This window comes from Ulvibacterium sp., assembly GCF_028285715.1.
GTDB lineage: Bacteria > Bacteroidota > Bacteroidia > Flavobacteriales > Flavobacteriaceae > Ulvibacterium.
The window spans coordinates 172057-196850 of record NZ_JANQOO010000010.1 but is presented as its reverse complement, the minus strand read 5'-3'; the positions used below and the strand labels follow the sequence as shown (position 1 = coordinate 196850).

The window sequence follows — 24794 nt, the reverse complement described above, 5'->3', positions numbered from 1 at the left end:
GGCTTCCCATCAAATATAAAGATTAAAATATTAGGATTCCATTGTACAGTGTGGCCAGGATGTTACTTTCCTAACATTGGTACAAAGAAAGGAGCCCGTTTTAATAACCCAACCAAGAGTAGTCGAAATACCGGGATGTTGTAGGGGCACTGTTCGCAAAGTCTATTTTCGCCTGCTCCAAATTTCATACATGGGTTCGCCCTTACTATTCTTGCCTGTGTGATGCCAATCCACATCCTTGATTTCATAGTCGAATTTTAGGGATGCCCCGACACGGGAGTTGTCCCTGGAAAAATACTCAATGTTCTCCGTATAAATGCCATCTTTAGAGGAAAAGGAACCACCACCCGTACCAAAGAATTTCATGGTCTCCGTGTTGTAGGCAATCCATTGAAAACGATCGCCCTGAAGATACTTTAAGGTCTTTCTGGGATTTTCCTCACCGCGTCGTTCTTGTCCGTTATCCGGCCCACGTGTGGCAAAAAGCCATGGGCCGTCCAAATCCTGTCGCGATTCCTTGGAAGCGATAAAGTGCAATGTTTTACCATTTTTTAAGGTCAGCTTTTCCCCTTCTTGCGAATACGCCAGGGTTAGCTCGGTGAGACCATCCGCTTCGTAGTTGGAATTAAATTCAAGCTTTACCTTAAGAATATTGCCTTCGGTAGTGTAGAACCCACCTAAAGTTTTGATAAATTTTGCAGGAGACTTTTCATAAATAGAATGGATCAGATAATTCCCATTTGTTTTTAGTTCATGATGCACATTGTCCATACTGGTATGATAAATACCCGGGGCAATTTGTCCGGTAGCGGACCACGCTGTTATTAACAAGCAAATACTCAATATTTTTTGTGCCAGTTTCATTTTTCTCGATTTAGAGTTATGTAGAAAACAATCTTAGATATATACGCCATCACCCTAAAAGCAAAGTACGAAAGAATTATCAAATTTTTAAGTGGTGTGGATAGAAAAGTCACCTATGTTAAGCTTTTGATCTTTTATGTTTTCCACTGCAATTCCCCGACAAGAATGCCATAAATTTACAGCTTCAATAACACAGATTCATGAATAAAGCAGTTTATATTGCAACCACACAGCCCAAAAGCGGTAAGTCCATCGTTTCCCTAGGTCTTATGCAGGTATTGCTAGGTAAGGCCGCCAAAGTGGGCTACTTCAGGCCCATTATCGATGACTTTGGCCCTGGTAAAATGGACAATCATATTGAAACTGTACTGTCCTATTTCAATTTGGATCTGGATCATGATGATGCCTATGCGTATACCCGTAGCGATGTGGTAAAAAAGTTGAATAGGGACAAAGAAGATGAGGTGCTGGACAAGATTATTGAAAAGTACAAGGCCATTGAAGATCGTTTTGATTTTGTCCTTGTAGAAGGCACGGATTTTACGGGAGAAGGCGGTATTATCGAATGGGACATAAATGTTTTAATGGCCAAAAACCTTGGTATTCCAACCATAATTGTGACCAGTGGAGTTGGTAAGACCTTGGATGAATTCATTGGGGACATGTATTTGGCCTATGATTCGTTCAAGGAACAAGAAGTTGAGGTATTGATGATGGTTGCCAATAAGATACAACCTGAGAACATAGCATTGGTTACGGATGCCCTTAAAAAGGATCTACCCGAAGCGGTCTTGATCGGGGCTATTCCCCTAAATCCTGTTTTAGGAAACCCCACCATTAAGGAAATCGTGGACGAACTGGATGGAGAGGTTTTATTCGGGGCGTCCTATTTAAACAATCAGGCAGGACATTTTGGGGTAGGAGCCATGCAGTTGCGGAACTATCTGACTCATATGAGGGAAGATGCACTTGTCATTACTCCGGGGGATAGGGCGGATATCATCCTGGGGGCTTTACAGGCGCATATCTCCTCCAACTATCCGACGGTCTCCGGCATCATCCTAACTGGAGGGCTAAAGCCGGAGGAACCAATTACAAAACTTATTCAGGGACTTTCAGAAATAGTGCCGATTATTTCGGTAAAGGAGGGAACTTTTCACATCACAAACCGAATAGGGGCGATAACACCTAAGATTTATGCCAAGAACACCAAAAAGATAACCACTTCCATTCAAGATTTTGCAAAATTCACACCAGAACTGGAGCTTTCAGAGCGTTTGGTAACCTTTTCTTCCAATGGAATCACCCCGAGAATGTTTCAGTACAATATTGTGAAAAAGGCCCAGGCGAACAAAAAACATATTGTACTACCGGAAGGAACAGACGAACGCATTCTCAAAGCGGCTCAGGAATTATTGGATAACAATGCCGTTGATATCACTTTATTGGGGAATGTTGCGCATATCAAGGAAAAAATAGTTCAATTGGATTTGGCATTGGACATATCCCGGATTTCCATTATTGACCCGGCCAGAGCCGAAAATTTTGATGAATACGTGGATACACTGTATGAGTTGCGCAAACATAAAAACTTGAACCGTACCATGGCGCGCGATCTGATGACCGATGTTTCCTATTTTGGAACCATGATGGTCTACAAAGGCCATGCCGATGGGATGGTCTCCGGTGCAGTACATACTACCCAGCATACCATACGGCCTGCCCTACAATTCGTAAAGACTTTGCCGGGTGTTTCTCTGGTATCTTCGGTCTTTTTTATGTGCCTTCCCAATCGCGTAGTAGTTTTTGGTGATTGTGCCATCAATCCAAACCCAACTGCCGAGCAACTATCGGAGATTGCCATTTCCTCGGCCGAATCGGGCTTGGCCTTCGGTATAGAACCCAAAATAGCGATGTTGTCCTATTCGTCTGGGAGTTCAGGGGCAGGTGAGGATGTGGAACGGGTACGCCAGGCTACTGAACTTGTTCGAAAGAAACGTCCAGATCTTAAAATTGAGGGCCCAATCCAATATGATGCCGCGGTAGATCTACAAGTGGGTAAAAGCAAACTTCCGGATTCCGATGTTGCGGGACAGGCAACTATATTTATTTTCCCCGACCTCAATACTGGGAACAATACCTATAAGGCGGTACAAAGGGAGACAGGTGCCTTGGCCATAGGGCCCATATTGCAAGGGCTTAAAAAACCTGTAAACGACCTGAGTCGAGGTTGTACCACCGAGGACGTCGTTAATACCGTTATCATTACAGCCATTCAAGCACAGACCATGTAAATCAAAGAAAATAAAATCTGCCGTAACCGTTCTACCCTACCATATGCCGTAAAGAATACTACTATCTTTAGCCTATGAACATTCTAATTCTAAACTCCGGAAGCTCATCCATAAAATTCCAGCTGATACAAATGCCTTCGGAACATGTTACTTGTTCTGGAATCGTGGAGCGCATTGGTTTGGAAGAGGCTACTTTAACGTACAAGGGTAATGGTAAGACCTTACATTATGTGGATGCCATAAAGAGCCATAAACTGGGACTGCAGAGAATTCTGGATATCCTTTTGGACGCTGAAAATGGAGCCATCAATGATATCGAAGAAATTGATGTGGTAGGGCATAGGGTAGTTCATGGAGGAGATTCCTTTGCCAAGACCACTTGGGTTACCGATACGGTAAAAAAAGAAATCCGGGAATTTTCTGCTTTGGCACCTTTGCATAATCCCCATAATTTGGAAGGAATTCAAATTGCCGAACAATTGTTCCCAAAAGCCAGGCAAGTTGCGGTTTTCGATACGGCTTTCCATCAAACAATTCCCGTTAAGGCGCACAAGTATGGCATTCCCAACAGGTTTTATACAGATTACGGCATCCGGTCCTATGGATTCCATGGCACCAGTCATAAATATGTTTCCGAAAAGGCGATTGAATATTTAAAAAAAGAAGAATCCAAAATAATTACGATTCATCTTGGAAATGGATGTAGTATCACTGCTGTGGCCGATGGTAAGAGCGTTGACCATAGTCTGGGTTTTGCCCCTTCCAATGGACTTCTTATGGGTTCCCGAAGTGGGGATATAGACCATGCCCTCATTTTTTACCTGGTGAACACATTAGGGCATTCGCTAGATGAGGTAAACCGTATACTGAATGCGGAAAGTGGCATGTTGGGCCTTACCGGATATAGTGATTTGAGGGACATTCAGGCGAAGGCCGAAAATGGGGATACGGATTGCCAAATTGCGCTGGAAATGAATGCTTATCGCATTAAAAAATACATTGGGGCGTATGCAGCTGCTATGAATGGTTTGGATGCCATTGTGTTCACAGCGGGTATCGGTGAAAACTCCAGTGTCTTGCGGAAACTTGTTTGCACGGACATGTCCTATCTCGGCATTGTCCTGGACGACTATAAAAATGACATGGGCCCGGCTCCAATACGGGAAATAAACAAGAATTCCTCCAAAATCAAGATTCTGGTCATTGCCACAAATGAGGAATTGGAAATCGCTAAGCAGACCTTTGGACTGTGTTCCGGGGTCTGAAATCCTTCAAGAATTTGAAGGGACTTCTTTTTAGGACACTATTGCTACAAGCCTGATTTTTGCTTAACTTTTGGACACGTAATCATGGACAACCTAAAAAGAGTCATCGTAGATTTCAAAAAACTGACCCCAGAAGTACTCAAACTTTTGGTGGACAAATATCCCGATGGGTACGATGATCGCAATATCATTACTTTTAAAAATGCCAGAGGCCAACGTATTGAAGCAGTGGAAGTTATTGATGGTAGCACCAAGTATTTGGTGAAAATCAGTGCCAAACTGGAGTATACCATGGAAAACTACGATGAGGATGATTATGAGGATTTTGCCGCGGATGATCCCACTGCCGTAGTAGATCCCAAAGAGATGCTGGAAGAAGAAGATGAGGACTAGGCTTTTAAATTCCCCAACATGTCCTTTGTTGTCTTGTTCAAATCAAAGAGAGGTTTCCAGCCCCAGTCCTTTCTAGCCTGGGAATCATCGATACTGTTGGGCCAAGAATCCGCGATGGCCTGTCTAAAATCGGGCTCATAAAAAATTTCGAACTCCGGAATGTGTTCCTTGATGTTTTGGGCAATTTCCTTTGGGGAAAAGCTCATGGCCGATAGGTTATAGGACGAACGTATCCCTATTTTTTCCATGTCGGTTGCCATAAGCTGTTGGGTGGCCCGTATGGCATCGTCCATGAACATCATAGGGAGTTTAGTGTCCTTGTTTAGGAAACAGCTATAGGCACCTTCGGTCAAGGCCTTGTGATAAATCTCTACGGCGTAGTCCGTGGTTCCCCCGCCAGGTTGGGTCTTCCAACTAATTAGTCCTGGGTAGCGAAGACTGCGAACGTCCACTCCAAATTTGTGATGATAATAGTTGCACCAACGCTCGCCGGACTGCTTGCTTATACCATAGACCGTACTGGGCTCCATTATCGTGTTTTGAGGAGTGTTAGTCTTTGGGGTGCTGGGACCAAAGACCGCAATGCTGGATGGCCAGAAGATTCTTTTTATCTTTTTATCCTTGGCAAGGTTCAGAACATTAAATAGGGAGTTCATATTAAGGTTCCAGGCCCGTTCCGGGAATTTCTCCGCTGTTGCACTGAGCATGGCGGCCATAAGATAAACTTCATCTATTTCATAATAGGCAATAACTTCCTCCAATGCATCGTAGTCAGTAGCATCCAATAATTCAAAAGAACCCGAGTCCATCAAATTTTCGTTTCCTTCCCTGATGTCACTGGCAATTACGGATTCATTTCCGTAGGTTTCCCTTAGGTTTAAGGTAAGTTCAGTGCCTATCTGACCGCAGGCTCCTAGAATAAGTATGGACTTGTGCATTTAAAATGAAGTTAAAGGGATATGGGGGTAAAGATAACCGATTCTAAAATTTGTACATTCGCGTTATGCAAAAATTCTTCGCTTTGGGAGTTATGGTCCTAGTGCTTATTTCTTGTGGGTCCGGCGATAAAAAGGAGGGGGAAACGGATTCTTCCGTGTTTGATATATCCACGGAAAAATGGCCAAAAAAGACACCAATAAACTCTAAGGCAATGGATATTTTGAAAAGCTGGCCTGAATTTAACGCGCTTGAAACCAGTTTTGATGCCCTCTATTCAATCGAGAACAAAGAAGACCTTAAACTGGTCATTGAAGACTTGATTGAAAAGCAAAATCTATTGGCTGATTCAAAATATCCCGAATTTTTTGATATTTCCCAGGTAAGGAGCAGGCAAAAAGTATTTAAAACCTATGTCTTAAAGGCCAAGGACTATTTAGAATTCCAACAGGACCCCCAAGAACCGACCTTAGAGATGATCGATGCCTACAATATATTTCGGGATCACTTCAATATCATAATTAACAGTACCCTAGACACCAAACTTATTTTGGAAGACGAATAGGGGACGGTTTGTTCTATGGTTTTTGAAGGTTATTTGGATTAAAGTCATGCCGAATTCACTGCTTTTCATTCCGGATATTTCCGGTTTTACCAAATTTGTCCAGACAACGGAGGTAGAACATAGCCAACATGTGATTTCCGAACTGTTGGAAGTACTTATTGATGCCAATACCCAGGATATGGAATTGGTTGAAATAGAGGGCGACGCCCTATTCTTTTATAAGGAGGGAGAAATACCTTCACAGGAGCGATTGTTGGCCCAAATAGAAACCATTTTCACCGCGTTTTATAGTCATTTGAAGTTGTTGGAAAAAAATAGAATATGCCCCTGTAATGCCTGTGCCACGGCACCCAACCTTCAACTTAAGATAGTCGCGCACTGCGGAGAGCTACAATATATTGCTGTAAAGGGAAACAGAAAGCCATTTGGACAACAAGTAATAGAGGCCCATCGCTTGCTAAAAAATTCTATCGATAGTGATAATTATGTATTGGTCAGTAAAAAGCTGGCCAAGGAAATAGAGTTACCGATCTATTACTACAGCAAGGTTTTTAGGTTTAAGGAAGGGAAGGACGACTATGATGGTAAGGAAGTAGAATACATCTATGCGTTGATCGATCGTGAAAAACTGAGCTTGAATACATATTCCCAGGCTAAGAAAGTTGTTTTTGACAGACCACCCAACCTGACTTTTGATAAACAATTTCCGGTTTCGGCTACGGAACTCATGGAGTATATTACCAATTATAAATACCGCCATGAATGGGTGAAGGGGGTGGATGATTTCGTTTTTAATGAAAATGAGGTCACACGACTGGGAACAGAGCATGTATGTGTCATTAACGGAAAGCATTTAAATTTTATTACCGTCACCAAAGAAGTAGATCCCGAGGTACTGGTCTATGGCGAGATGACAACAAGCCCCCCGCCCTTGGATGCCTTGTATCAATTTTATAGTATTACCCCTACTTCACAAACCTCGTGTAACCTGAGGAGCGAAGTATATTGGGAAGCCAAGTCGCCCTTGAAAAAATTGATTGTTTTTCTTTTTGTCCGCCGGGTCTTCAAGAAAAATACACTACAGGCCTTGGATGGACTCTACCGATTTGTTAAGGCCAAACCCTTACTAACCTAGTTTTAAGGCTTGCTGTCCAAATAGGAACCAAGGTTACCCAAGGCATCGTTCCAGAAATGCTCGTAAAACTTAAGCCATTGGTTTACTTCTTTAAGCGGTCTTGCATTTGCATAGCAATAACGTTCCCTACCTTTGGTATTGATTTCCACCAATCCAGCTTCCTCTAAAGTCTTCAAATGCTTGGTAATCCCTTGTCGGCTAATTTCAAATTGACCGGAAATTTGGGTGATGGGCATTGCGGTAGCCGCTAAGATCAAGGCGTGAAAGATTTCACGCCTTGTCGGGTCGGCTATGGCCTTTAGAATTGTCGTAATCTTATCCTGCATGGACTTCCTGTATTAGATACTTGGAAAGTTCAGATATGCAATTATCCCATCCGGCATTAAAACTAGTGAACATTTGTACGGCACTATCACCTGGATATTTGGATATTCCCGAGTGCTCCAAATACAGCTTGGTCTTTCCCTCCATTTCATTCAATTCCCATTTAACCGTGGTTTCGGTATTTGTATTTTGGACAATCCAAGTATACACCAATGTATACGGATCCGCCGCTTTTACAACTCCCGTTATTTGGGTACACCCATGCTCCTCATCTGCGGTAAAAGTGTAGTTGTACCCGATTTCTGCCTTAAAATCGGCATTGATGAACCAAGCGGAGATTTCCTCCGCCTTGGAAATCGCATTCCATACTTTTTCGATGGAATGATCAAATACGTGTTCCTTTGAAATTACATCTTTCATGACTGTTCGTTTTTTTAATTAATATGCAACTATATGGTTGCAAATATAGCTAATAAATTTTAATACGCAACTTTTTGGTTGCATTTTATTTTTTTGAATCTATGGCATATCATGTAACGTTGACCCTAGGTGCGTCGTCTTATCCTCTAAAGGATTTACATGGAATTACATATCGTTGAGGATGTTTCCGTATTGATCAATGCTTTTGGCGTGGGCAATTGTTTTTTACTTTCATATGTCTATGTGATGGGAAAATCAGGGGATCTTGGTCGGAATGCACAATTACTTTCTTTTTTATTTTTCATCATTGGAGTGGTCATCTTTAATACGATACTGAATTTTACGGGTTATGGCCATGTCCTTCATGTTTTTGAGCCCATTAGCAATGCAGTTATTTGGGCTATGGCCCCTCTTTTGTATCTCTATATTAGGTCTAACGCATTTTCTGGAAAAAGGAAGGTATCCGATGCGGTTCATTTGTTGCCTTTTTATTTCATTTTATCCTTTACAATCTGGACTTTAGCCTTTCCCAATACCCCTTCAGGAAATTGGGGAACCTGGATCTTGGACCATAAAGCCATACTTTTGTTATGGAATCTGCACTTTCTTGTTTATCTATCCCTGTCCTTTTATTCACTTAAAAATTGGAAGAAGGGCAAGCGTAAACTAGCCAAGGTCATTTTTTGGAGCATTGCATCCATTTGGTTTCTTAATTTGTTGTTTCACGTATACCGAATCTTTGTCCATGAACTTTCCAGTCTTTTTTACCTCAATATCACGTTGCTTTTTACCTTTTTAATGGTGTGGGTCTCCTATCAAAAGCTTACAGGCTCTTTTGAAAGGGGAGTCGGAAAAAATTCACGAATTGGGAAAAGGGAAATAAAAAACCAGGATAGTGAGTGCGACTCCTTGATTGCGCTAATACGCGAGAAAAAGTACTATAGGGATTCCGATTTAAACATCCGAACACTCTCCCACCAATTGAATATGCCGTACCATGAATTAAGCCACCTCATTAATCAAAACTACAATAGGAATTTCAATGGGTTCATTAACAGCCTTAGAATTTCCGAAGTGGAGGAGGCCTTGCGTTCCGGGCAGCACTCCTCTTTAACCATCATGGGAATTGCCCAAAGGGCAGGTTTTAAATCAAGCTCGGTATTTTATACGGCTTTCAAAAAGGAAAAGGGAATTACCCCAAAAGCGTACATCCATCAACATAGTAAGACCTCTTAGGCTTCCCATATTCTTAATTTTCCGTAAAACTGATTTTGACCTTGGGCTCAGCCTGATTAAATTCAGCTGTTTAAAAGAACTGCCGCCAAACATCCCGAAGTTCGGATTTTACGTTGTATTGGAGTTATTCACATTCTAAGTCTTGTACGTAAGAAAATAACCGCAAATTCCTTAAATTGCTTGGATTGACTAATTCGAAATACTAAAACTAATTGTAGCACAATGAGAAGGCAAAAACTACTTTTTTATGCATGCTTTTTGGTAATTGCCCACTTGGGTATGACGCAACAAGTGAACGAAAAGACTTTTGAGGGACTTAAATTCAGGAGCTTAGGGCCGGCTTTGACTTCCGGTAGAATTGCAGATATAGCCATTCATCCTAAAAATGAAAATATTTGGTACGTAGCCGTTGGATCCGGGGGAGTTTGGAAAACGGTTAACTCCGGAACCACTTGGACCCCAATTTTTGACAAACAGATAAGTTATTCCATTGGTTGTATCACCATAGATCCCAATAATCCGCATACCGTTTGGGTCGGTACTGGCGAAAATGTTGGAGGTAGGCATGTAGGTTTCGGGGATGGGATCTACGTAAGTCATGACGATGGAAAAACATGGAAGAATATGGGGCTTAAAAAATCCGAACACCTATCAAAGATTATCATCCATCCGGAAAACTCTGACATCATCTGGGTAGCATCACAAGGACCCTTATGGAAGAAAGGAGGCGATCGCGGGATATACAAATCCATTGATGGTGGGAAAACATGGAAAAAAACATTGGGTGATGAAGAATGGACGGGAGCCACAGATTTGGTCATGGACTACACAGACCCTAACGTACTGTACGCTGCAACATGGCAGCGCCATAGAACGGTTGCCGCCTATTTGGGAGGCGGCCCCGGGTCCGGTATCCATAGAAGTACGGACGGAGGCGAGACCTGGTCAAAACTTACCGAAGGCATCCCTAAGTCTAACCTGGGTAAAATAGGTTTGGCAATTTCCCCATTTGATCCGGATGTACTCTATGCCGCCATAGAACTCGATCGGAAGAAGGGAGGCGTATTTATGTCCTCCAATAAAGGACAGTCCTGGGTCAAACAGTCGGATGCTGTATCTGGTGGAACAGGACCCCACTATTATCAGGAGCTTTTTGCATCCCCACACCAGAAGGGTAGGCTCTATCTAATGAGCAACTATACACAGGTTTCCGATAATCATGGAAAAACATTCTATACCCTTAACGAGGAAAACAAGCACGTGGACAGCCATGCCGTGGCATTCAAGGAATCCGACCCAAACTATGTGCTATTTGGTACTGATGGCGGACTCTATGAAAGCTTTGACTTGACCAAGAGTTGGCGTTTTGTAGGGAATTTGCCCATTATCCAATACTATAAAGTTGCCGTTGATGACACAGAACCTTTTTATAACATTTATGGAGGCACCCAGGACAATGGGTCCCATGGAGGTCCCAGTAGAACTAGAAGTGAGTCAGGGATACTCAACGGGGACTGGTGGATTACCCTTGGAGCGGATGGACATCAGTCCGCAGTAGAACCTGGAAACCCAAAGATTACATATGGGGAGTATCAACAGGGATGGTTATGGCGCATTGATCAAACCACCGGGGAAACCGTTTTTATACAACCTCAACCCGCTAAAGGAGAGCCTTATGAACGTTTTAATTGGGATGCCCCCATTTTGGTAAGTCCGCATAACCCCACTAGACTGTATTTCGCATCGCAACGGGTATGGCGTTCCGAAAATAGAGGAGATGAATGGACCGCCATATCAAAAGACCTGACCCGAAATCAGAATAGAATAGCCTTACCTATAATGGGTGGGCGGCAAAGTTGGGACAATGCGTGGGATGTTGATGCGATGTCCAACTACAATACCATAACTTCACTGGCAGAATCCCCAAAGCAGGAAGGCCTGCTCTATGCAGGGACGGATGATGGCATTATACAGGTGACCGATGATGGTGGTGCTACTTGGACCAAGATTGAAGTAGGAAGCATTAAAGGCATACCCGGAACAGCCTTTATAAACGATATCCGGGCGGACCTGTTCGATGCCAATATAGTTTATGCGGCTTTGGACAATCATAAGTACGGGGATTTTAGGCCGTATCTTATAAAAAGCAGTGATAAGGGTAAAACATGGGTTTCCATAAATGGGAATCTGCCCGAAAGACTTTTGACTTGGCGTTTGGTACAGGACCATGTTAAGAAAGGGCTCTTATTTGCCGCAACTGAATTTGGAATATACTTTACTTCGGATGGAGGAGCCAAATGGACTAAACTAAAGGGAGGCCTACCCACAATTTCATTTCGGGACATTACGATACAAAGGAGGGAGGATGATTTGGTAGCCGCCTCATTTGGACGAGGTTTTTATGTTCTTGATGACTTAAGTCCTCTACGAAATTTCAGTAACACCATGTTGAAAAATGAAGCTACTTTATTCCCTTCCAAACCGGCATACTGGTATATCCAAAAAGATGCGGTATATGCTCAGGGAGATTCTGAATATAAAGCCAAAAACCCGCCTTTTGGAACGGTTTTCACCTATTTTTTGCCGGAAAAGGTGAAATCGCTAAAGGAACAACGCCAGGAAAAGGAGAAGAAAGCAACTGAAATACCATTTCCCGGTTGGGATGCCCTGGAAGCTGAAAAACGTCAGGACTCGCTTGCCATTATCCTTACGATAAAGAATGAAAAGGGCGCGGTAGTGAATCGGGTAAAAGGATCAAATAAACAGGGATTTAATAGGGTAAGTTGGAACTTGAAGTACCCCAACAAAGGTGCCGTAAAACTTAAGGCGCCCGGGGTCCAAAAAGAATCCTCCAATGATGGTGTTATGGTCACCCCGGGCAATTATACCGTAACCTTGTCAAAAAGGGTGGACGGTAAAATGATCCAACTGGCAGAACCCCAAAACTTTGAAGTGGTTCCTTTGGGCCAAGGCGCATTAAAAGGAGCTTCCTATGAGGAAATCGCGGCTTTTACCAAAGAATACCACTCCTTTCAACAAGACTTGACTGCTACGAACATGGTGCTGTCTGAGAAGCTTATGCTGGTGAATGCCATGCAAAGGGCGGCGGACAAATCCGACAAATCATCGTCCGATCTCGTAAATCGTATTCACGAGGCAAGGGAACGCTTGTTGGATATTGAGAAAGAACTGAAAGGAGATCAAACCAAAGGTGAAATAGGGGAACGTTCCAATCCTACACCCCAAAATGCCAATTCTGTGGCATCCTATGCATTGAGTACTACCTATGGACCGACCGCCAATCATAGGGCTTCCTTTTTACGGGGAAAAAATCAGTTGAAAGAAATTAAATCAAAGTTGAAGACGATAACGGATACCACTTTGCCAGCGATAGAACAGGAGTTAAAGGCTATAGGTGCCCCATGGATCGAGGGACAGGGCCTTATCGAAAACTAAAACTAAACAATAAAGGCGGGTAACCCCGCCTTTATTTATTCTTTTGTTTCTGCCGCCTCTGGCGGGTTTTTCCGTGTTTCCAAGGCCTGTTTGCTCAAACTGGCCAAGTTAAAATTGGGATCTATGGCCAAGGCCTCATCGATAAGGGCCAAAGCCTCATCGATGTTATTCTTATCATTATTGTATTTGGTAAGACCTTTTAAATGGATAAAAGCCGCCTTTAAGGGAACCTCATAGGGTTGTTGTCGTTCATAAAAGGCATATTTCATATCATCCTTGGCATTGGCAATACCATATTCGATATTGGCTTCAGCTCCGGTAATATCACCGGTCTGTATTTTTAAATCGGCCATTTCGTAGGCCAGATACACATTTGGGCTTCTTTTGAACAACTCTTCAAAATGTTCCAAGGCCCGTTTAGGTTGGTTTAACGCCTTCAAGGAAATGGCCTTCACCTGTACGGCCAAATCGGAATCCGAATCCAATCTTTCTATTCCTATGGTATTCAGGGCCTGAAGATGTTGATTATCATTGGCATAGATATAGGCCAAGGTGTCTTTTCTAGCCTTTGAAGGGGATAGGACATTCAAATGTGTCATGGCATTGATTACACCATCAATATCACCCTGTAAACGCATTTCCTTGTAAAACGCTTCGTAATGCTTTTGCAATTCGGTCTTGGTTTGGGCAGTAGCCACAAAACCAATGGCAAGTACCGATACCCATATTATCTTCTTCATCTGTTATTAAATTTTGGTGGGCAAAACTATTAAAATTATTTGTAGAATCCTGTTAAGAAAACACTTAATTGTATGGTTTTGGGCAATCTAGGTATCATAAGAACAAAAAAAAGATGCCTAAGGGGCATCCTTTTTAATAATCATTATTTTCAATAATTTAGACAACCATAAGTGTCACTTCCTTGTTCGTGAAAGAGCGCAATAGTCCCGCATAGAACCCAAGGCTTTTTGAATCCTGTTCGATACATGATTTTAAAAACTCCTTTAGGTTTTTAAAAAACAAATTCACATGTAGCATGGGGAGATATAGATTTATTGTTTTCGGGTCATAACAGGTATCGTCCATGACAATGTTCATCTTTACTCGCTTTCGGTGATAGTCTATGGAGACTTCCGCCGCATTGTAGTGCTTTTTAAGTAAGGCGATATGGAATTTTTCAAATTTACTTGTCGTTTTTTGGTTGGCACAACTTTGGGAGATCAGGTTTTCTATTTCTGTCAAAATCCTCCCTTTTAGACTTGAATTTTCCATGGCAATCTTGTTTTAGATATACCTAAAGTTATGCATTTCATCGATAAGTTATTAAAAATCAGGGCTATAATTAACACAAAACACCTGTTTTTGTTGTGAAAAACGACTTTCGTGTGGCGTATCAACTATGTATCGAAGTGTTAAAACGATACTTTTTAACAAGAATAAGCTTACTGGATTGAACTTTTTTACCCCTTTTAACCGTTTCTTTGGAATACTCCGGACCGGGAATTCCTCTTTTTTTTGCTTCAACTGCATAGTACTCGGCCTTGGATGGATAATCTGGATATACGCCATTAAAGACTTCGTTCCACCAGCGCTGCTCAACAATATTTCTGAGGATATCAATACAATCATTGAGATGAATAAGATTTATAGGCGCAATGCCATTTGCCAATCCGGTTCTTCCGGAGAGCATGGTCACTGGATGCCGATTTGGCCCTATTAACCCTCCAAATCGGACGATAGTGGACCGCAATTCGTTGTCATTTCTAAAAATAGCTTCCGTTATCAAAAGCTGCCTCCCGGACTCCGTTGCGGGTTTTGGCACCGTATCCTCGGTAACCTCCCCATCGATGTTGCCATAGACCGAAGTACTGCTTACAAAGACAATTTGTTGTACGGACGATGTTTTGATGGCATTATAGAGGCCTTGTATTTTTCCGATATAATTCCCTTGGTTTCCGCCCCTTAACTTGGGAGGTACATTGATGATAAGGGAATCAACATCCTGTAAAAAATCAGAGACAGGCCCTTTGGGACCTTCTTCCGAGAGTGAAATCAAATATGGACGAATACCTGCTTCTGCCAATGAGGATAACTTCTCTTTTGAGGTAGTACTCCCATGTACTGTGTATCCTATGTTCAGAAAGGACTTTGCCAAGGGCAAGCCTAGCCACCCGCAACCTATTATGGCGATAGATTTACTCAAACCGTAACTTTTGTATGACTAATATAGCATCGTTACGTACAAATGGCATGGAATAATATCATTTTTTGGGTTTTTTGTTTTCGGATAAAATGCCCTCGCACCCTCGGAATAAGGGGTTAAGCCCAGGTAAAGCCCTAATAAATGCCCAAAACCAGTAATAAGAGGATAATGGTGGGAGCGTATTTTTTTATTATAAAGGTGATGCCCTAAAAGTATAAATTTTGAAGGTTTGCTGTATTTTGGCGGATTTATTTAGGTAATTCGCAAAAATTAACTATATTTAAGATTAACCTGAATTGATTCGAGGCAGGTAAAAAACCAAATAATTATGGGAATAAAAAGTTTTCAGGGGATTCGTAGGTCTTCCAAAAAGGAGTTTGATGCCCCAATCCTAGTAACCGATTATATGTCCAAGAAATTGGTAAACTTTTCGCCTGATCAGTCTATTTTGGAGGTCATGGAGGCGTTTGCCAAACACAAAATCTCCGGTGGGCCCGTATTGGACGATAATGGTTTTTTGGTCGGGATTATTTCCGAGGCCGATTGTATGAAACAGATTTCCGAAAGCCGATACTTTAATCAACCTATTTTAGATAAAAGTGTCGAAAAATATATGACCAAAGAAGTTGAGACCATTCCCCATGATATGAGCATCTTTGATGCAGCGGGTGTATTCGACAAACATAACCGTCGGAGGCTACCGGTAATGAAAGATGGCATTCTTGTGGGCCAGATTAGCCGAAAGGATATTGTAATCGCGGCACTAAAACTAAGTGGTCAAAATTGGAAATAGGGAACCTTATTCCCTTTTTACGATCATATACTGCTCATTATCCAAGGGCAAATAACCCAAGTCATAGACAAAGTAATACGTAGTTCCTTTCTTTGTGGTATATAGATTGGTAATAAAGTCAAAATCAAAACCTTTATCCAATAGTCGCGTTCTTGTAGTTCTTGTTTTGCCTTCCCGCAGTGGAAAGCTATCCAAAATCCTATAATTCTTTCGCAAGCGGTTGTTGATGTTTCGAACAAGGTTCTTACTGTCCTTGTTGATTTTATTATTGTAGGCGTTACGACAGTAGTCCGAGCAGAATTTTTTATCTACCCTTCCCATAATTTCAACCCCGCATTCCAAACACTTTCTTTTCAAACTACATTCTTTTGTAATTGAATTTAACCTCCTTTTCGGTTTTGCCATCCTCGGAAATGACCACATAGAGGTTCACTTCATTGGCGTTAATTTTCTCAAAGGTAAAACCGTCAAAAAATATGCGGTTCTCCTCAACCTTTACCAATTTAAAATCCACGGTCTCGTCCTTTTCCTCCCATCCTTTTAGATTACCATGAAAGTGTTTCAGTTGAAGAAGCAAGGTCTCCCCGATTTCCTGTATATGGCCCACCTCATAAAAATTGACCTTTCCATCGGATACCAGTTTAAAGACGAACATCATGGAACCACCCAAGGGAGGGCTCCAGAATTCTTCCGTTATGCCCCCGAAAGCTTCTCCCCTCCAATGGCCTTCCATCCAAGAAACATCTTGTAAGCTGGCTTTTGGGGAGGTCCCGTTTTCTGGAAACTGCAAGGTGTTTTGTCCACTGCAGAACAGTGTAGAAAAAAGAAGGATAATTATATAGTCTCTCATAAGAAAATGATTTAGGATTAAGGTACAAATTATCCGTTTACAAATGGAGATTATATTCTATTCCACAACGATATCATATTTTTTAAGCAATCCAATGGCACCTTCTTTGGAGAATCGGGCTTTCTTTAAGCGATTTTTTTCGGGATCGATGTTAACATTACGGGCCGTTCTAAAATCGGCATTTTCCAAAACGGTTGCACTGAAGATGGCACCTTTTAGGTCGCATTCAGTGAATTGGGCATGGGCAAGGTCCGCTTGCGTAAAATCAACTTCCTCTAACGTACAATCGGCAAACTTTTGATTTTTAAGCTTCAAGTCATAGAATGAACTAAAATTTAAAATGCATTCCTGAAAACTGAATTTCATCAAAAAATCATTGCAATCCTCAAATTTAAGCCCTAGCATTTTGCAATGGGAAAAGACAACCTCCTTAAAAGTGGTATTTGCTATATTGGCATTACTTAGATTACAATCCAAGAATTCGCACTCCATGAAATTTTGGTTGTCCAAATAGCCCTTGGAAAAATCGCAACCCTCAAAAACACAATTTTCATAATCGCCTTTAGGTAAGGGACTCTGGGTATAGTTTATTCCCTTAAAAGTTTGGTCGGCTATAAAATCGTTCATTGCGAGCTTGGTGGGTTTGATTCTTTATTATTTAATTATAGGCTTCATCGCAACTGTCATTGTTTGGGTAATATTAGGGCTGGCAATCCCAACTCCTTGTAGGTTGTATTGTAATCCTCCATTTCGTCCCTCACTATGGCATCCCGCTCATTTTCGAAAATACCCCACTCCTTTAGCAAATCCCGTAAACGCACCTGGGCACCTTCGGTAACGCGAGGTTCTGCCGTATCCACATAACCTTTTAGATGCATTAATTGGGCACTGAGTTTGTTGTTAAAGTTGATGACATCTTGGAAGGTCTTTTGTTTTGGTTGGATGAGGTTCTCTTCCCAGGTATCGATACGTTTAATAAGTGAATCCCCTTTTGTTAGCAATGCATCGGCTTCTTCACGGCCTTCAAGCAATTTAGCATAATCCTTTAATTGTGATCTTGCCGATCGCATTTGGTTGACGGATTCGTGGATGTTTTTTATGGTGCTTTCAATTTTATTCAAGACATTTTGCTGCTCCGTAAAATCTGCTGAGGTGGCTTCTACTTTTGGATTCGCAAGAAGGGTAACTGGGGTTTCGGATGTTAGTGTGTCCAAGGTCAACTTTAAGATGTACTTTCCTGGGCCCACCCTGGATCCCCTATAATTTCCATAAACAAAAACCTTGTCTATAGAAGGAAGGCCATCTTTTCTAAAATTCCACGTAAACCGATTATATCCCTTTTTTGAGGGAAGCACCTGGGGTTTCGATGGGCCTCCGGGCCAGGATTTAAAATCCTTTGGTTTTTTGTTGGTTATGGTCCGTATGGTTTTTCCTTTGTACATTACTTCTAGCTTTAAATCCAGACTGTCCGCTTCCCTATCCAGGTAATAGTCAAAGGTGACGCCACTTTTTGGATTGTCCCCTAGGCCTGGAACAGGTTTTTCACTGCTTTTCCCAAACAGCAAATAGGTATCCTTAGGGGCAAAGATTTCGATAGGCTGTTTCGGTCGGGTAGCGTTCTGAATGGCGGCCAAATCATCCAATATCCAGAAGGAGCGCCCCGCGGTGGCCAACACTAGATCATTACTTTGGACAATGAGGTCGTTAATGGGAACTACGGGAAGGTTCAGTTGAAAGGTTTGCCAATTTTCACCATTGTCCCAGGAAACAAAAAGTCCGGTTTCGGTGCCGGCGTATAGAAGTCCCTTGTATTTGGGGTCTTCACGTACCACCCGTACAAAGGTATGCTCGCCGGCAATTCCATTGGTAATCTTGATCCAGGTTTTTCCATAGTCCGTGGTCTTAAAAATATAAGGTGTCAAATCCATCCACTTGTAGCGCATTACAGTGATGTAGGCCGTAGCCGGATTATGGGGAGAAACCTCAATACTATTAATGATACCCTCCCCAAGACCGGCAGGAGTCACATTTTCCCAATTTTGGCCGTCATCCTTGGTCAAATGTACCAGTCCATCATCGCTTCCGGCCCAAAGTACGCCCTTCTCGTGGGGAGATGCTACCAAATAGGATAGGGTGTTGTAGTTCTCGCCACCCGCTGCTTCATTGGTGTAGGGACCGCCCCCAGGGCCCTGCCGGTTCTTATCGTTACGGGTTAAATCCGGACTTATGACTTCCCAGCTATTTCCTTGGTCAACAGTTTTAAATACTACATTTCCAGCATGATAAATGGTATTTCTGTCATGCGGTGAACTAATAATGGGCGCGTTCCAGTTATAGCGATACTTAAAATCCTTTGGTGCAATGCTTAGCCCAAGTTCAGGATATTCCTTGATCGATTTTCCTTCGCGGGATGCACGTACCCATTTCTCGATAATACCTTGATAACATCCACCAAAAACATATTCCGGATTGTCAGGGTCAAAGGCTAGGAAGGCGCTTTCACAGCCGGCTACGGAATACCAATCCTTCCAGTCTATTCCTTCGTCATTGGTACGGCTGGCAATGGCAATGGCCGAGTTATCTTGCTGGCCTCCGTACACATTGTAGGGAACAAGATTGTCCGTAATTACACGATAAAACTGGGCAGTAGGTTGGTTTTGTTGTGTGCTCCAGCTTTTACCCCCATTATTGGAGACATTGGCTCCTCCGTCATTGGAGTTGATCATGCGCTGGTTGTTGTAAGGGTCGATCCACAAATGGTGGTTGTCCCCATGTGGGGTCGGGAGGGATGTAAAGGTTTTTCCCCCATCGATGGATTTGGTCACGGGGGCATTGAGCACATATACGACATTTTCATTTTGTGGATCGGCCAGAATTTCCATGTAATACCAGGATCGGGCAATGTTGATTCGGTCCTTATTGACTTGCTTCCAATTTTCCCCGGCATCTTCGGAGCGATAGACACCACCATTTTCCCCTTCGGCTTCAATGACCGCAAAAACAAGTTCGTTATTGGCCCGTGAAACCGAGATACCCGCTTTTCCAAATGCCTCTGGGAGACCTTCCCTAAGTTGCTTCCAACTATGGCCTCCATCCGTAGATTTATAGATTCCTGAACTAGCTCCGCCGGATTCCATGGTCCACGGATATCTTCTGTGTTCCCATAGGGCCGCATAAAGAATCAAAGGATTGGTCATATCCATGGAGAGGGAAGAAGCTCCGGTTTTGGTATTTACGAAAAGCACTTTCTCCCAAGACATCCCTCCATTAGTAGTTCGATAAATGCCACGCTCCGGAGTTTCGCCGTATTGGGCACCTTGGGCCGCCACAAAAATAATATCGGGATTGGTGGGGTGGATACTAACATCAGAAATATGCCGTGTTCTCTCCAAACCGATATGCTTCCAGGTTTTGCCGGCGTCGGTAGATTTGTAGACCCCATCGCCCATAGAGGTCATAACGCCACGGGCGGCATGCTCGCCCATACCGGCAATGACGATATTAGGATTGCTTTCAGAAACCGCAATGGCCCCCACGGTTCCTGTTTTAAGAAAACCATCTGAAATATTTTTCCAAGTAATACCGTCATCCATGGTTTTCCATATGCCGCCGCCCGTACCACCCATATAGTACGTCATAGGTTGGCCGACTACCCCGGAGCAGGCCACACTACGGCCACCTCGAAAGGGGCCTATATTACGCCATGTAAGCCCATGGAAAAGGGAATCCTGTACAACAACTTTGGGCGGTGCGGTTTTTTTGCCCCGTCTTTGTGCCTCGGCAGAAAATTGAAATAGGAATAGGGAAATCAAAAAAAACGGAAAAATCTTCATAATGTCTTTACTGTGTTGAAATTGAAAAGGCCATTATTCCGAAGGGCCTTTTATCTTATAGGGTTTTAATTCCTCAAAGAAAATGTCGTCGTTGGGGACTTCAAAATCCAATCCTTTTATGCTCATGTTGTTATCGGTCTTAAACCGTACGGTACCGAAATTGAACCAAGCATGCTTTTTGTCCCACTTAATCTCCCAAACGTCATAGTGCCAATGTTCCAGAGTGGCGGACAGCTCTCGAGTATGTTCAAATTGCATCCGTAATTTTTCGTTTATGAGGTCGATTTTAATCTCCCCATATATATCAGATTTGTACACTCCGGAATATGCCTCTAGGGATAGGGAAGGTTTGGTATTCAAAACGCGTTTTGTCTTGATATCGGTCACTCGGGAATCCTCCTTTTGTTTTTTATTCGCTCTTTCCAGATATTCGGCGGACCAATCCTTGCCGTTAATCCCCAAAAATAGATCCAGGGCATGGTAAGTGGCCGCGTGGATGGGACTTTTCATCCCATTCGTTAGCACCACTACCCCCAAATTTTCGTCAGGAATTAAAGTTACTGCCGTAATCATACCATCAAAGCCACCCGTATGGGCCACGCGCAATAGGCCATGGTAATCACTCAATCCCCACCCCAGTCCGTAGGCACTAAAATGCCGGTTCATATCATTTGTTTTGGTATGGTCTACGATAAAGTTGTTGTGGGGGGTCCAAACCATGTTTCGGGTCACGCGGGTAAGCAAGGTATCGTTGCCCAATATACCGTGGTTTAGATTAAAAATCATCCATTTGGAGACATCCTTTACGCTGGAGATAATGCCTCCGGTGGCCCCTATCTCTTCCCAATCCTCCCAAGCAATAGGAATATTGACATCATTTTCACGACCATGGGGGGTAACATAATTGCCTTTTGCCTGCAGTTCCTTGGGCGAGGTGATGGTCCTATCCATCCCTAGAGGTTGGAAAATCCGTTCCTTTACATTTTGGTTCCAACTTTTCCCGGTTATTTTTTTGATAAGCTCCCCAGCGGTGATGTACATAAGGTTGGAATACCCAAAACCGGCCCGAAAATCGAAGGCCTTCGGTAAATATTTGAACCTTCTGATAATTTCCTCGGAGGTAAGGTTGGACTTATACCAAATGACATCCCCGCTAAAGGTACCGAACCCTACCCGATGGCATAACAAATCCCGCACCGTCACCTCATTGCTCACCCAGGAATCGTAAACCTCAAAATAGGGGAGGTACTTTTTTACCTTGTCGTTCCAACCCAATTTTCCTTCCTGGACCAACATGCCCAAAATGGCCGATGTAAATGCCTTGGAATTGGAAGCGATGGCATAAAGGGTGTTCTCATTCGGCTTTTGGTTTTGGCCCACTTCCAGAACACCATAGTTTCCCGTAAAGACCAATTCCCCATCTTTAACGATGCCGATGGCGACACTGGGAACATCCCAATCTCGCATCATTTTTTGGTAATAGGCATCCAGTGCCTTAAAATCTATTTGGGGGGTCTGGCCCAAGGTCTGTACCAACGTACAGAACAGTAGGGGAATCCATAGGACGATTCTTTTCATTGGGAGGGTTTTGGTGGATTCATTTTTTCTTGGAGGTATTGGGTTCCAAGGACATTACATAGTCGTAGCTTTCATTGAGATAGGTGGCCACTTGATTCGAATCTTTGAGGACTACTTCCGGAATGAGGATATAGCCTCGCATTACGGCACCATAGGACTTATAGATCGTGGTGTTCAATTCGCTCATATACTTTTCCTGAACGTCCTTTACAAAACGGATGCCGATTTCCCCGGCCTTGTTAAGGAGCGAAAACATGTGGCCATTGGCGGAGGTATAGGGCATGGTCTTTCCCTTTCGCTCAAATCGAGGACATTTAGCTATCAATGCATCGTATAATTCCAGTCGTTGTTGCCAGGCTTCCTTAGATAGCGTACTCATAATTGCAATGTATAGATTTGACTTTCCTTTTTCTGAAATCCCAAATTTTGATAAAGTTGGTGGGCCGGTTTTCTATGGTATCCGGTAAAGAGCAGGATTTCCGAAATTCCTTTTTGCCTACCCTGCTTGATGAGGAATTCCATCAGTTTGCGACCAATACCCTTGCCCCGATGCACCTCGTCTACCACCACGTCCTCGATCCAACCCTTACGACCTGAAATTACGGAATATTCTGCCATTGCCGCAACTCCCACAATTTGATTTTCCAAGGTACAGTATGCTATGATTACCGGATTCTTTGGATTTAGAATTTCATTCAGGGAAACCGGTACCCGAACGGCATTCAACTGTTTAAAAAGGATTTGGATCCGATTTTCGGTTTTTGGGTCGATATCAGAGGGTGTTAGTAGGGATAAGTACATCGATGGTAATTTATAGGGTTGGTTATCACTGTTCTAAAAGTACGGATTTCTCTATATTTTATTCAAGGCTTTTATACAACCTGACGGGCAGACCGTTGCAGGAATTATCGTTCCGTGATTTACATTTCATCGAATAATTTCTATGTTTATTGGAAATAAAGATGTATATTCTTACATTTGATTTTTAACCTACAAAACCCCCGACACAATGAAAACGTCCCAAATCTTTCTTTTTGCCCTAATGGGCTGTGTTTCGGCCTGGAGCCAAACCAATACCTTTCCTACCTCCGGTAATGTGGGGATTGGTACTACTGCCCCAGCTTCCAACCTTCACCTTTTGGAAGATGGTAATGTTGTTTATTTAAGAGGGAATTCCTTCAGGACCTCCTCAGGTGGGTTTGGCATCCTTGGATATGGGGCTGGAGGTTCGGAATCCTCCCCTTCTGCACTTGCTGCAGGGGATAATACGCTATGGGTAAGAGGTTTTGGCTTTGACGGTACCAATTACCATAGGGTCGCCCATATGGGATTCAATGCCGAAAGTGTAGCCACGGGGGCGGTTCCTGGATATATTACGTTTCAGACAAACGCGGGCAGTGGAATTACCAACCTTGTTGAACGAATGCGAATTAGCTCCAATGGCAATGTTGGTATAGGCACCACTAACCCAGGGGCTACGTTACATGTTAACAATGGGAACAACTCCTACGGGACCATTTTGGCCAATGCTGATGAGAGCAGTTTTTCGCTTTATGCTAAAACTCTGGATACGCAACCTGCAAATATAGAATCCTTCAGGCTTGGACTTAAGTATGGGCTTGATGAGGACAATGGTTACATTTCATTTTATCGGGGAGATACAACCAGTGGTGGTTTTTTGGGCCTTGCCACAAATGGTTCGGAGAGGGTCAGGGTTTCAAAGGACGGAAATGTCGGTATAGGAACAACAAATCCAATAGCAAGGTTACAGGTAATGGGGCCGGTCGCTATAAATACTGGTACATCTGGTAATCTTGGCTCGGGGAGCGCCATAGCCATTGGCGACAGCGACACCGGACTAAAACAACAAGGGGACGGGATTTTATCAATTTATACCAACAATATTGAAAGAATGCGTATCAACCCTGGTCAAGGAAATGTTGGTATTGGGACAACGAATCCCATAGCCAAATTGCACGTACTCGGGCAGAACGCTCATTTCTTTAGTAACACAGGGGCGAACACCCTTGAAGTAGGAAGGAACACAAACGAAAAGATTTTACTGAAGACGGAGGACAACCATTTCTTTTTCGATTTGGTACAGGACTCGGACGGAAATGGCCCCCATATCATGTACTTCCGGAACCTTGCCGAAGGAACTTCTCCGGATAACGATATACGTTTCCAGACTTCTTCCACCGATAGGCTTACCATTAAGACGGATGGTAATGTAGGTATCGGCACAACTGCCCCCGACGACAAGCTCACAGTTAAGGGACGTATCCATGCCGAGGAAGTAAAAGTGGACCTTTCCGTTCCGGGGCCGGATTATGTCTTTAAGGAAGGGTATGATTTAAGGTCCTTGGAAGAAGTACAAGAACATATCCGGGAAAATGGACATCTGCCCAACATCCCCTCCGCTCAGGAAATGGAAGAGAACGGGGTGGAATTGGGGATAATGAACATGAAACTCTTGGAGAAGATAGAGGAGCTTACCCTATACACCATTGCCCAAGAGAAACGGATCCAACATCTTGAAAAGGAAAACGAGACCTTAAAGTCCATTACCGAAAGAATGGCCAAAATCGAAGCGGTATTGGAAACGAAGTAAATTGCGCTCGTCGCAAACCTTCTTTTCGATTTGTGGCT

23 protein-coding genes are annotated in these 24794 nt (G+C 43.0%); 9 read left to right on the top strand and 14 right to left on the bottom strand.

Annotation, left to right across the window (positions count from 1 at the left end; all coding sequences use genetic code 11):
- Window positions 1-162 precede the first annotated feature (162 nt).
- Window positions 163-864: a hypothetical protein gene (locus Q0993_RS04240; RefSeq protein WP_299530049.1), complete on the bottom strand. Its 702-nt coding sequence runs from the start codon at window positions 862-864 to the stop codon at window positions 163-165.
- Between the two features lie 200 nt (window positions 865-1064).
- Between Q0993_RS04240 and pta the strand changes: the two genes are divergently transcribed.
- The 3 genes from pta to Q0993_RS04225 all read left to right on the top strand — a co-directional run bounded on the left by pta (window position 1065) and on the right by Q0993_RS04225 (window position 4816).
- A complete protein-coding gene (pta, locus tag Q0993_RS04235) occupies window positions 1065-3158 on the top strand; it encodes a phosphate acetyltransferase (RefSeq protein ID WP_299530047.1) in 2094 nt (697 codons plus the stop codon).
- A gap of 74 nt (window positions 3159-3232) precedes the next feature.
- Complete coding sequence (locus tag Q0993_RS04230) at window positions 3233-4423, top strand: acetate/propionate family kinase (RefSeq protein ID WP_299530045.1); 1191 nt, start codon at window positions 3233-3235, stop codon at window positions 4421-4423.
- An 84-nt stretch (window positions 4424-4507) separates the two neighbouring features.
- Window positions 4508-4816 carry a hypothetical protein gene (locus Q0993_RS04225; RefSeq protein WP_299530043.1) on the top strand — a complete coding sequence of 103 codons (309 nt, stop codon included), beginning with the start codon at window positions 4508-4510 and terminating at the stop codon, window positions 4814-4816.
- On the opposite strand, the gene Q0993_RS04220 is transcribed toward Q0993_RS04225, so the two are convergent.
- Window positions 4813-5754 (bottom strand): NAD-dependent epimerase/dehydratase family protein, encoded by a 942-nt coding sequence (locus Q0993_RS04220; RefSeq protein WP_299530041.1) that lies wholly within the window; start codon window positions 5752-5754, stop codon window positions 4813-4815. The two genes, Q0993_RS04225 and Q0993_RS04220, sit on opposite strands and share 4 nt — an antisense overlap.
- 65 nt (window positions 5755-5819) lie before the next feature.
- Between Q0993_RS04220 and Q0993_RS04215 the strand changes: the two genes are divergently transcribed.
- Together Q0993_RS04215 and Q0993_RS04210 are read left to right on the top strand one after the other, a co-directional pair.
- Window positions 5820-6317, top strand: a complete 498-nt coding sequence (locus tag Q0993_RS04215) for a hypothetical protein (RefSeq protein WP_299530039.1) — start codon at window positions 5820-5822, stop codon at window positions 6315-6317.
- A gap of 46 nt (window positions 6318-6363) precedes the next feature.
- Window positions 6364-7452 (top strand): DUF2652 domain-containing protein, encoded by a 1089-nt coding sequence (locus Q0993_RS04210; protein ID WP_299530037.1) that lies wholly within the window; start codon window positions 6364-6366, stop codon window positions 7450-7452.
- A gap of 2 nt (window positions 7453-7454) precedes the next feature.
- Here the strand turns inward: Q0993_RS04210 and Q0993_RS04205 are convergent, their stop codons facing one another.
- Both Q0993_RS04205 and Q0993_RS04200 read right to left on the bottom strand, forming a co-directional pair.
- A complete protein-coding gene (locus tag Q0993_RS04205; protein ID WP_299530035.1) occupies window positions 7455-7778 on the bottom strand; it encodes a helix-turn-helix transcriptional regulator in 324 nt (107 codons plus the stop codon).
- On the bottom strand, window positions 7768-8196 hold the full coding sequence (locus tag Q0993_RS04200; RefSeq protein ID WP_299530033.1) for an SRPBCC domain-containing protein: 429 nt from the start codon (window positions 8194-8196) through the stop codon (window positions 7768-7770). The genes Q0993_RS04205 and Q0993_RS04200 overlap by 11 nt, the downstream gene beginning before the upstream one ends.
- A 159-nt stretch (window positions 8197-8355) precedes the next feature.
- Here Q0993_RS04200 and Q0993_RS04195 point away from each other — a divergent pair, with 159 nt between their 5' ends.
- Together Q0993_RS04195 and Q0993_RS04190 are read left to right on the top strand one after the other, a co-directional pair.
- Window positions 8356-9432 (top strand): AraC family transcriptional regulator, encoded by a 1077-nt coding sequence (locus tag Q0993_RS04195; RefSeq protein WP_299530031.1) that lies wholly within the window; start codon window positions 8356-8358, stop codon window positions 9430-9432.
- Between the two features lie 222 nt (window positions 9433-9654).
- Complete coding sequence (locus tag Q0993_RS04190) at window positions 9655-12888, top strand: glycosyl hydrolase (RefSeq protein WP_299530029.1); 3234 nt, start codon at window positions 9655-9657, stop codon at window positions 12886-12888.
- A gap of 35 nt (window positions 12889-12923) precedes the next feature.
- Here the strand turns inward: Q0993_RS04190 and Q0993_RS04185 are convergent, their stop codons facing one another.
- The 3 genes from Q0993_RS04185 to Q0993_RS04175 all read right to left on the bottom strand — a co-directional run bounded on the left by Q0993_RS04185 (window position 12924) and on the right by Q0993_RS04175 (window position 15091).
- The gene (locus Q0993_RS04185; RefSeq protein WP_299530027.1) at window positions 12924-13628 is read right to left on the bottom strand and encodes a hypothetical protein; all 705 of its coding nucleotides are present in this window, start codon (window positions 13626-13628) and stop codon (window positions 12924-12926) included.
- Between the two features lie 157 nt (window positions 13629-13785).
- Window positions 13786-14160 carry a hypothetical protein gene (locus Q0993_RS04180; protein ID WP_299530025.1) on the bottom strand — a complete coding sequence of 125 codons (375 nt, stop codon included), beginning with the start codon at window positions 14158-14160 and terminating at the stop codon, window positions 13786-13788.
- Window positions 14161-14281: 121 nt separating this feature from the next.
- Window positions 14282-15091, bottom strand: a complete 810-nt coding sequence (locus Q0993_RS04175; protein ID WP_299530023.1) for an SDR family oxidoreductase — start codon at window positions 15089-15091, stop codon at window positions 14282-14284.
- Between the two features lie 328 nt (window positions 15092-15419).
- Between Q0993_RS04175 and Q0993_RS04170 the strand changes: the two genes are divergently transcribed.
- Entirely contained in the window at window positions 15420-15884 is a 465-nt protein-coding gene (locus Q0993_RS04170; RefSeq protein WP_299530021.1) for a CBS domain-containing protein, read from the top strand.
- Window positions 15885-15890: 6 nt separating this feature from the next.
- Here the strand turns inward: Q0993_RS04170 and Q0993_RS04165 are convergent, their stop codons facing one another.
- Genes Q0993_RS04165 through Q0993_RS04135 form a run of 7 tightly spaced genes read right to left on the bottom strand, consistent with a single transcriptional unit; the run spans window position 15891 to window position 22946 of the window.
- Window positions 15891-16241, bottom strand: a complete 351-nt coding sequence (locus Q0993_RS04165) for a hypothetical protein (RefSeq protein WP_299530019.1) — start codon at window positions 16239-16241, stop codon at window positions 15891-15893.
- A 1-nt stretch (window position 16242) separates the two neighbouring features.
- Window positions 16243-16734, bottom strand: a complete 492-nt coding sequence (locus Q0993_RS04160) for a DUF6265 family protein (protein WP_299530018.1) — start codon at window positions 16732-16734, stop codon at window positions 16243-16245.
- 57 nt (window positions 16735-16791) lie between these two features.
- Window positions 16792-17361 (bottom strand): pentapeptide repeat-containing protein, encoded by a 570-nt coding sequence (locus Q0993_RS04155; RefSeq protein WP_299530016.1) that lies wholly within the window; start codon window positions 17359-17361, stop codon window positions 16792-16794.
- Window positions 17362-17417: 56 nt separating this feature from the next.
- Complete coding sequence (locus Q0993_RS04150; protein WP_299530014.1) at window positions 17418-20567, bottom strand: glycosyl hydrolase; 3150 nt, start codon at window positions 20565-20567, stop codon at window positions 17418-17420.
- 33 nt (window positions 20568-20600) lie between these two features.
- Window positions 20601-22145, bottom strand: coding sequence for a serine hydrolase (locus Q0993_RS04145; protein ID WP_299530012.1), 1545 nt, complete (start codon window positions 22143-22145; stop codon window positions 20601-20603).
- Between the two features lie 19 nt (window positions 22146-22164).
- A complete protein-coding gene (locus Q0993_RS04140) occupies window positions 22165-22524 on the bottom strand; it encodes a hypothetical protein (RefSeq protein ID WP_299530010.1) in 360 nt (119 codons plus the stop codon).
- Complete coding sequence (locus Q0993_RS04135) at window positions 22521-22946, bottom strand: GNAT family N-acetyltransferase (RefSeq protein WP_299530008.1); 426 nt, start codon at window positions 22944-22946, stop codon at window positions 22521-22523. The genes Q0993_RS04140 and Q0993_RS04135 overlap by 4 nt, the downstream gene beginning before the upstream one ends.
- A gap of 208 nt (window positions 22947-23154) precedes the next feature.
- Between Q0993_RS04135 and Q0993_RS04130 the strand changes: the two genes are divergently transcribed.
- Window positions 23155-24756: a tail fiber protein gene (locus Q0993_RS04130; RefSeq protein ID WP_299530006.1), complete on the top strand. Its 1602-nt coding sequence runs from the start codon at window positions 23155-23157 to the stop codon at window positions 24754-24756.
- Window positions 24757-24794 lie beyond the last annotated feature (38 nt).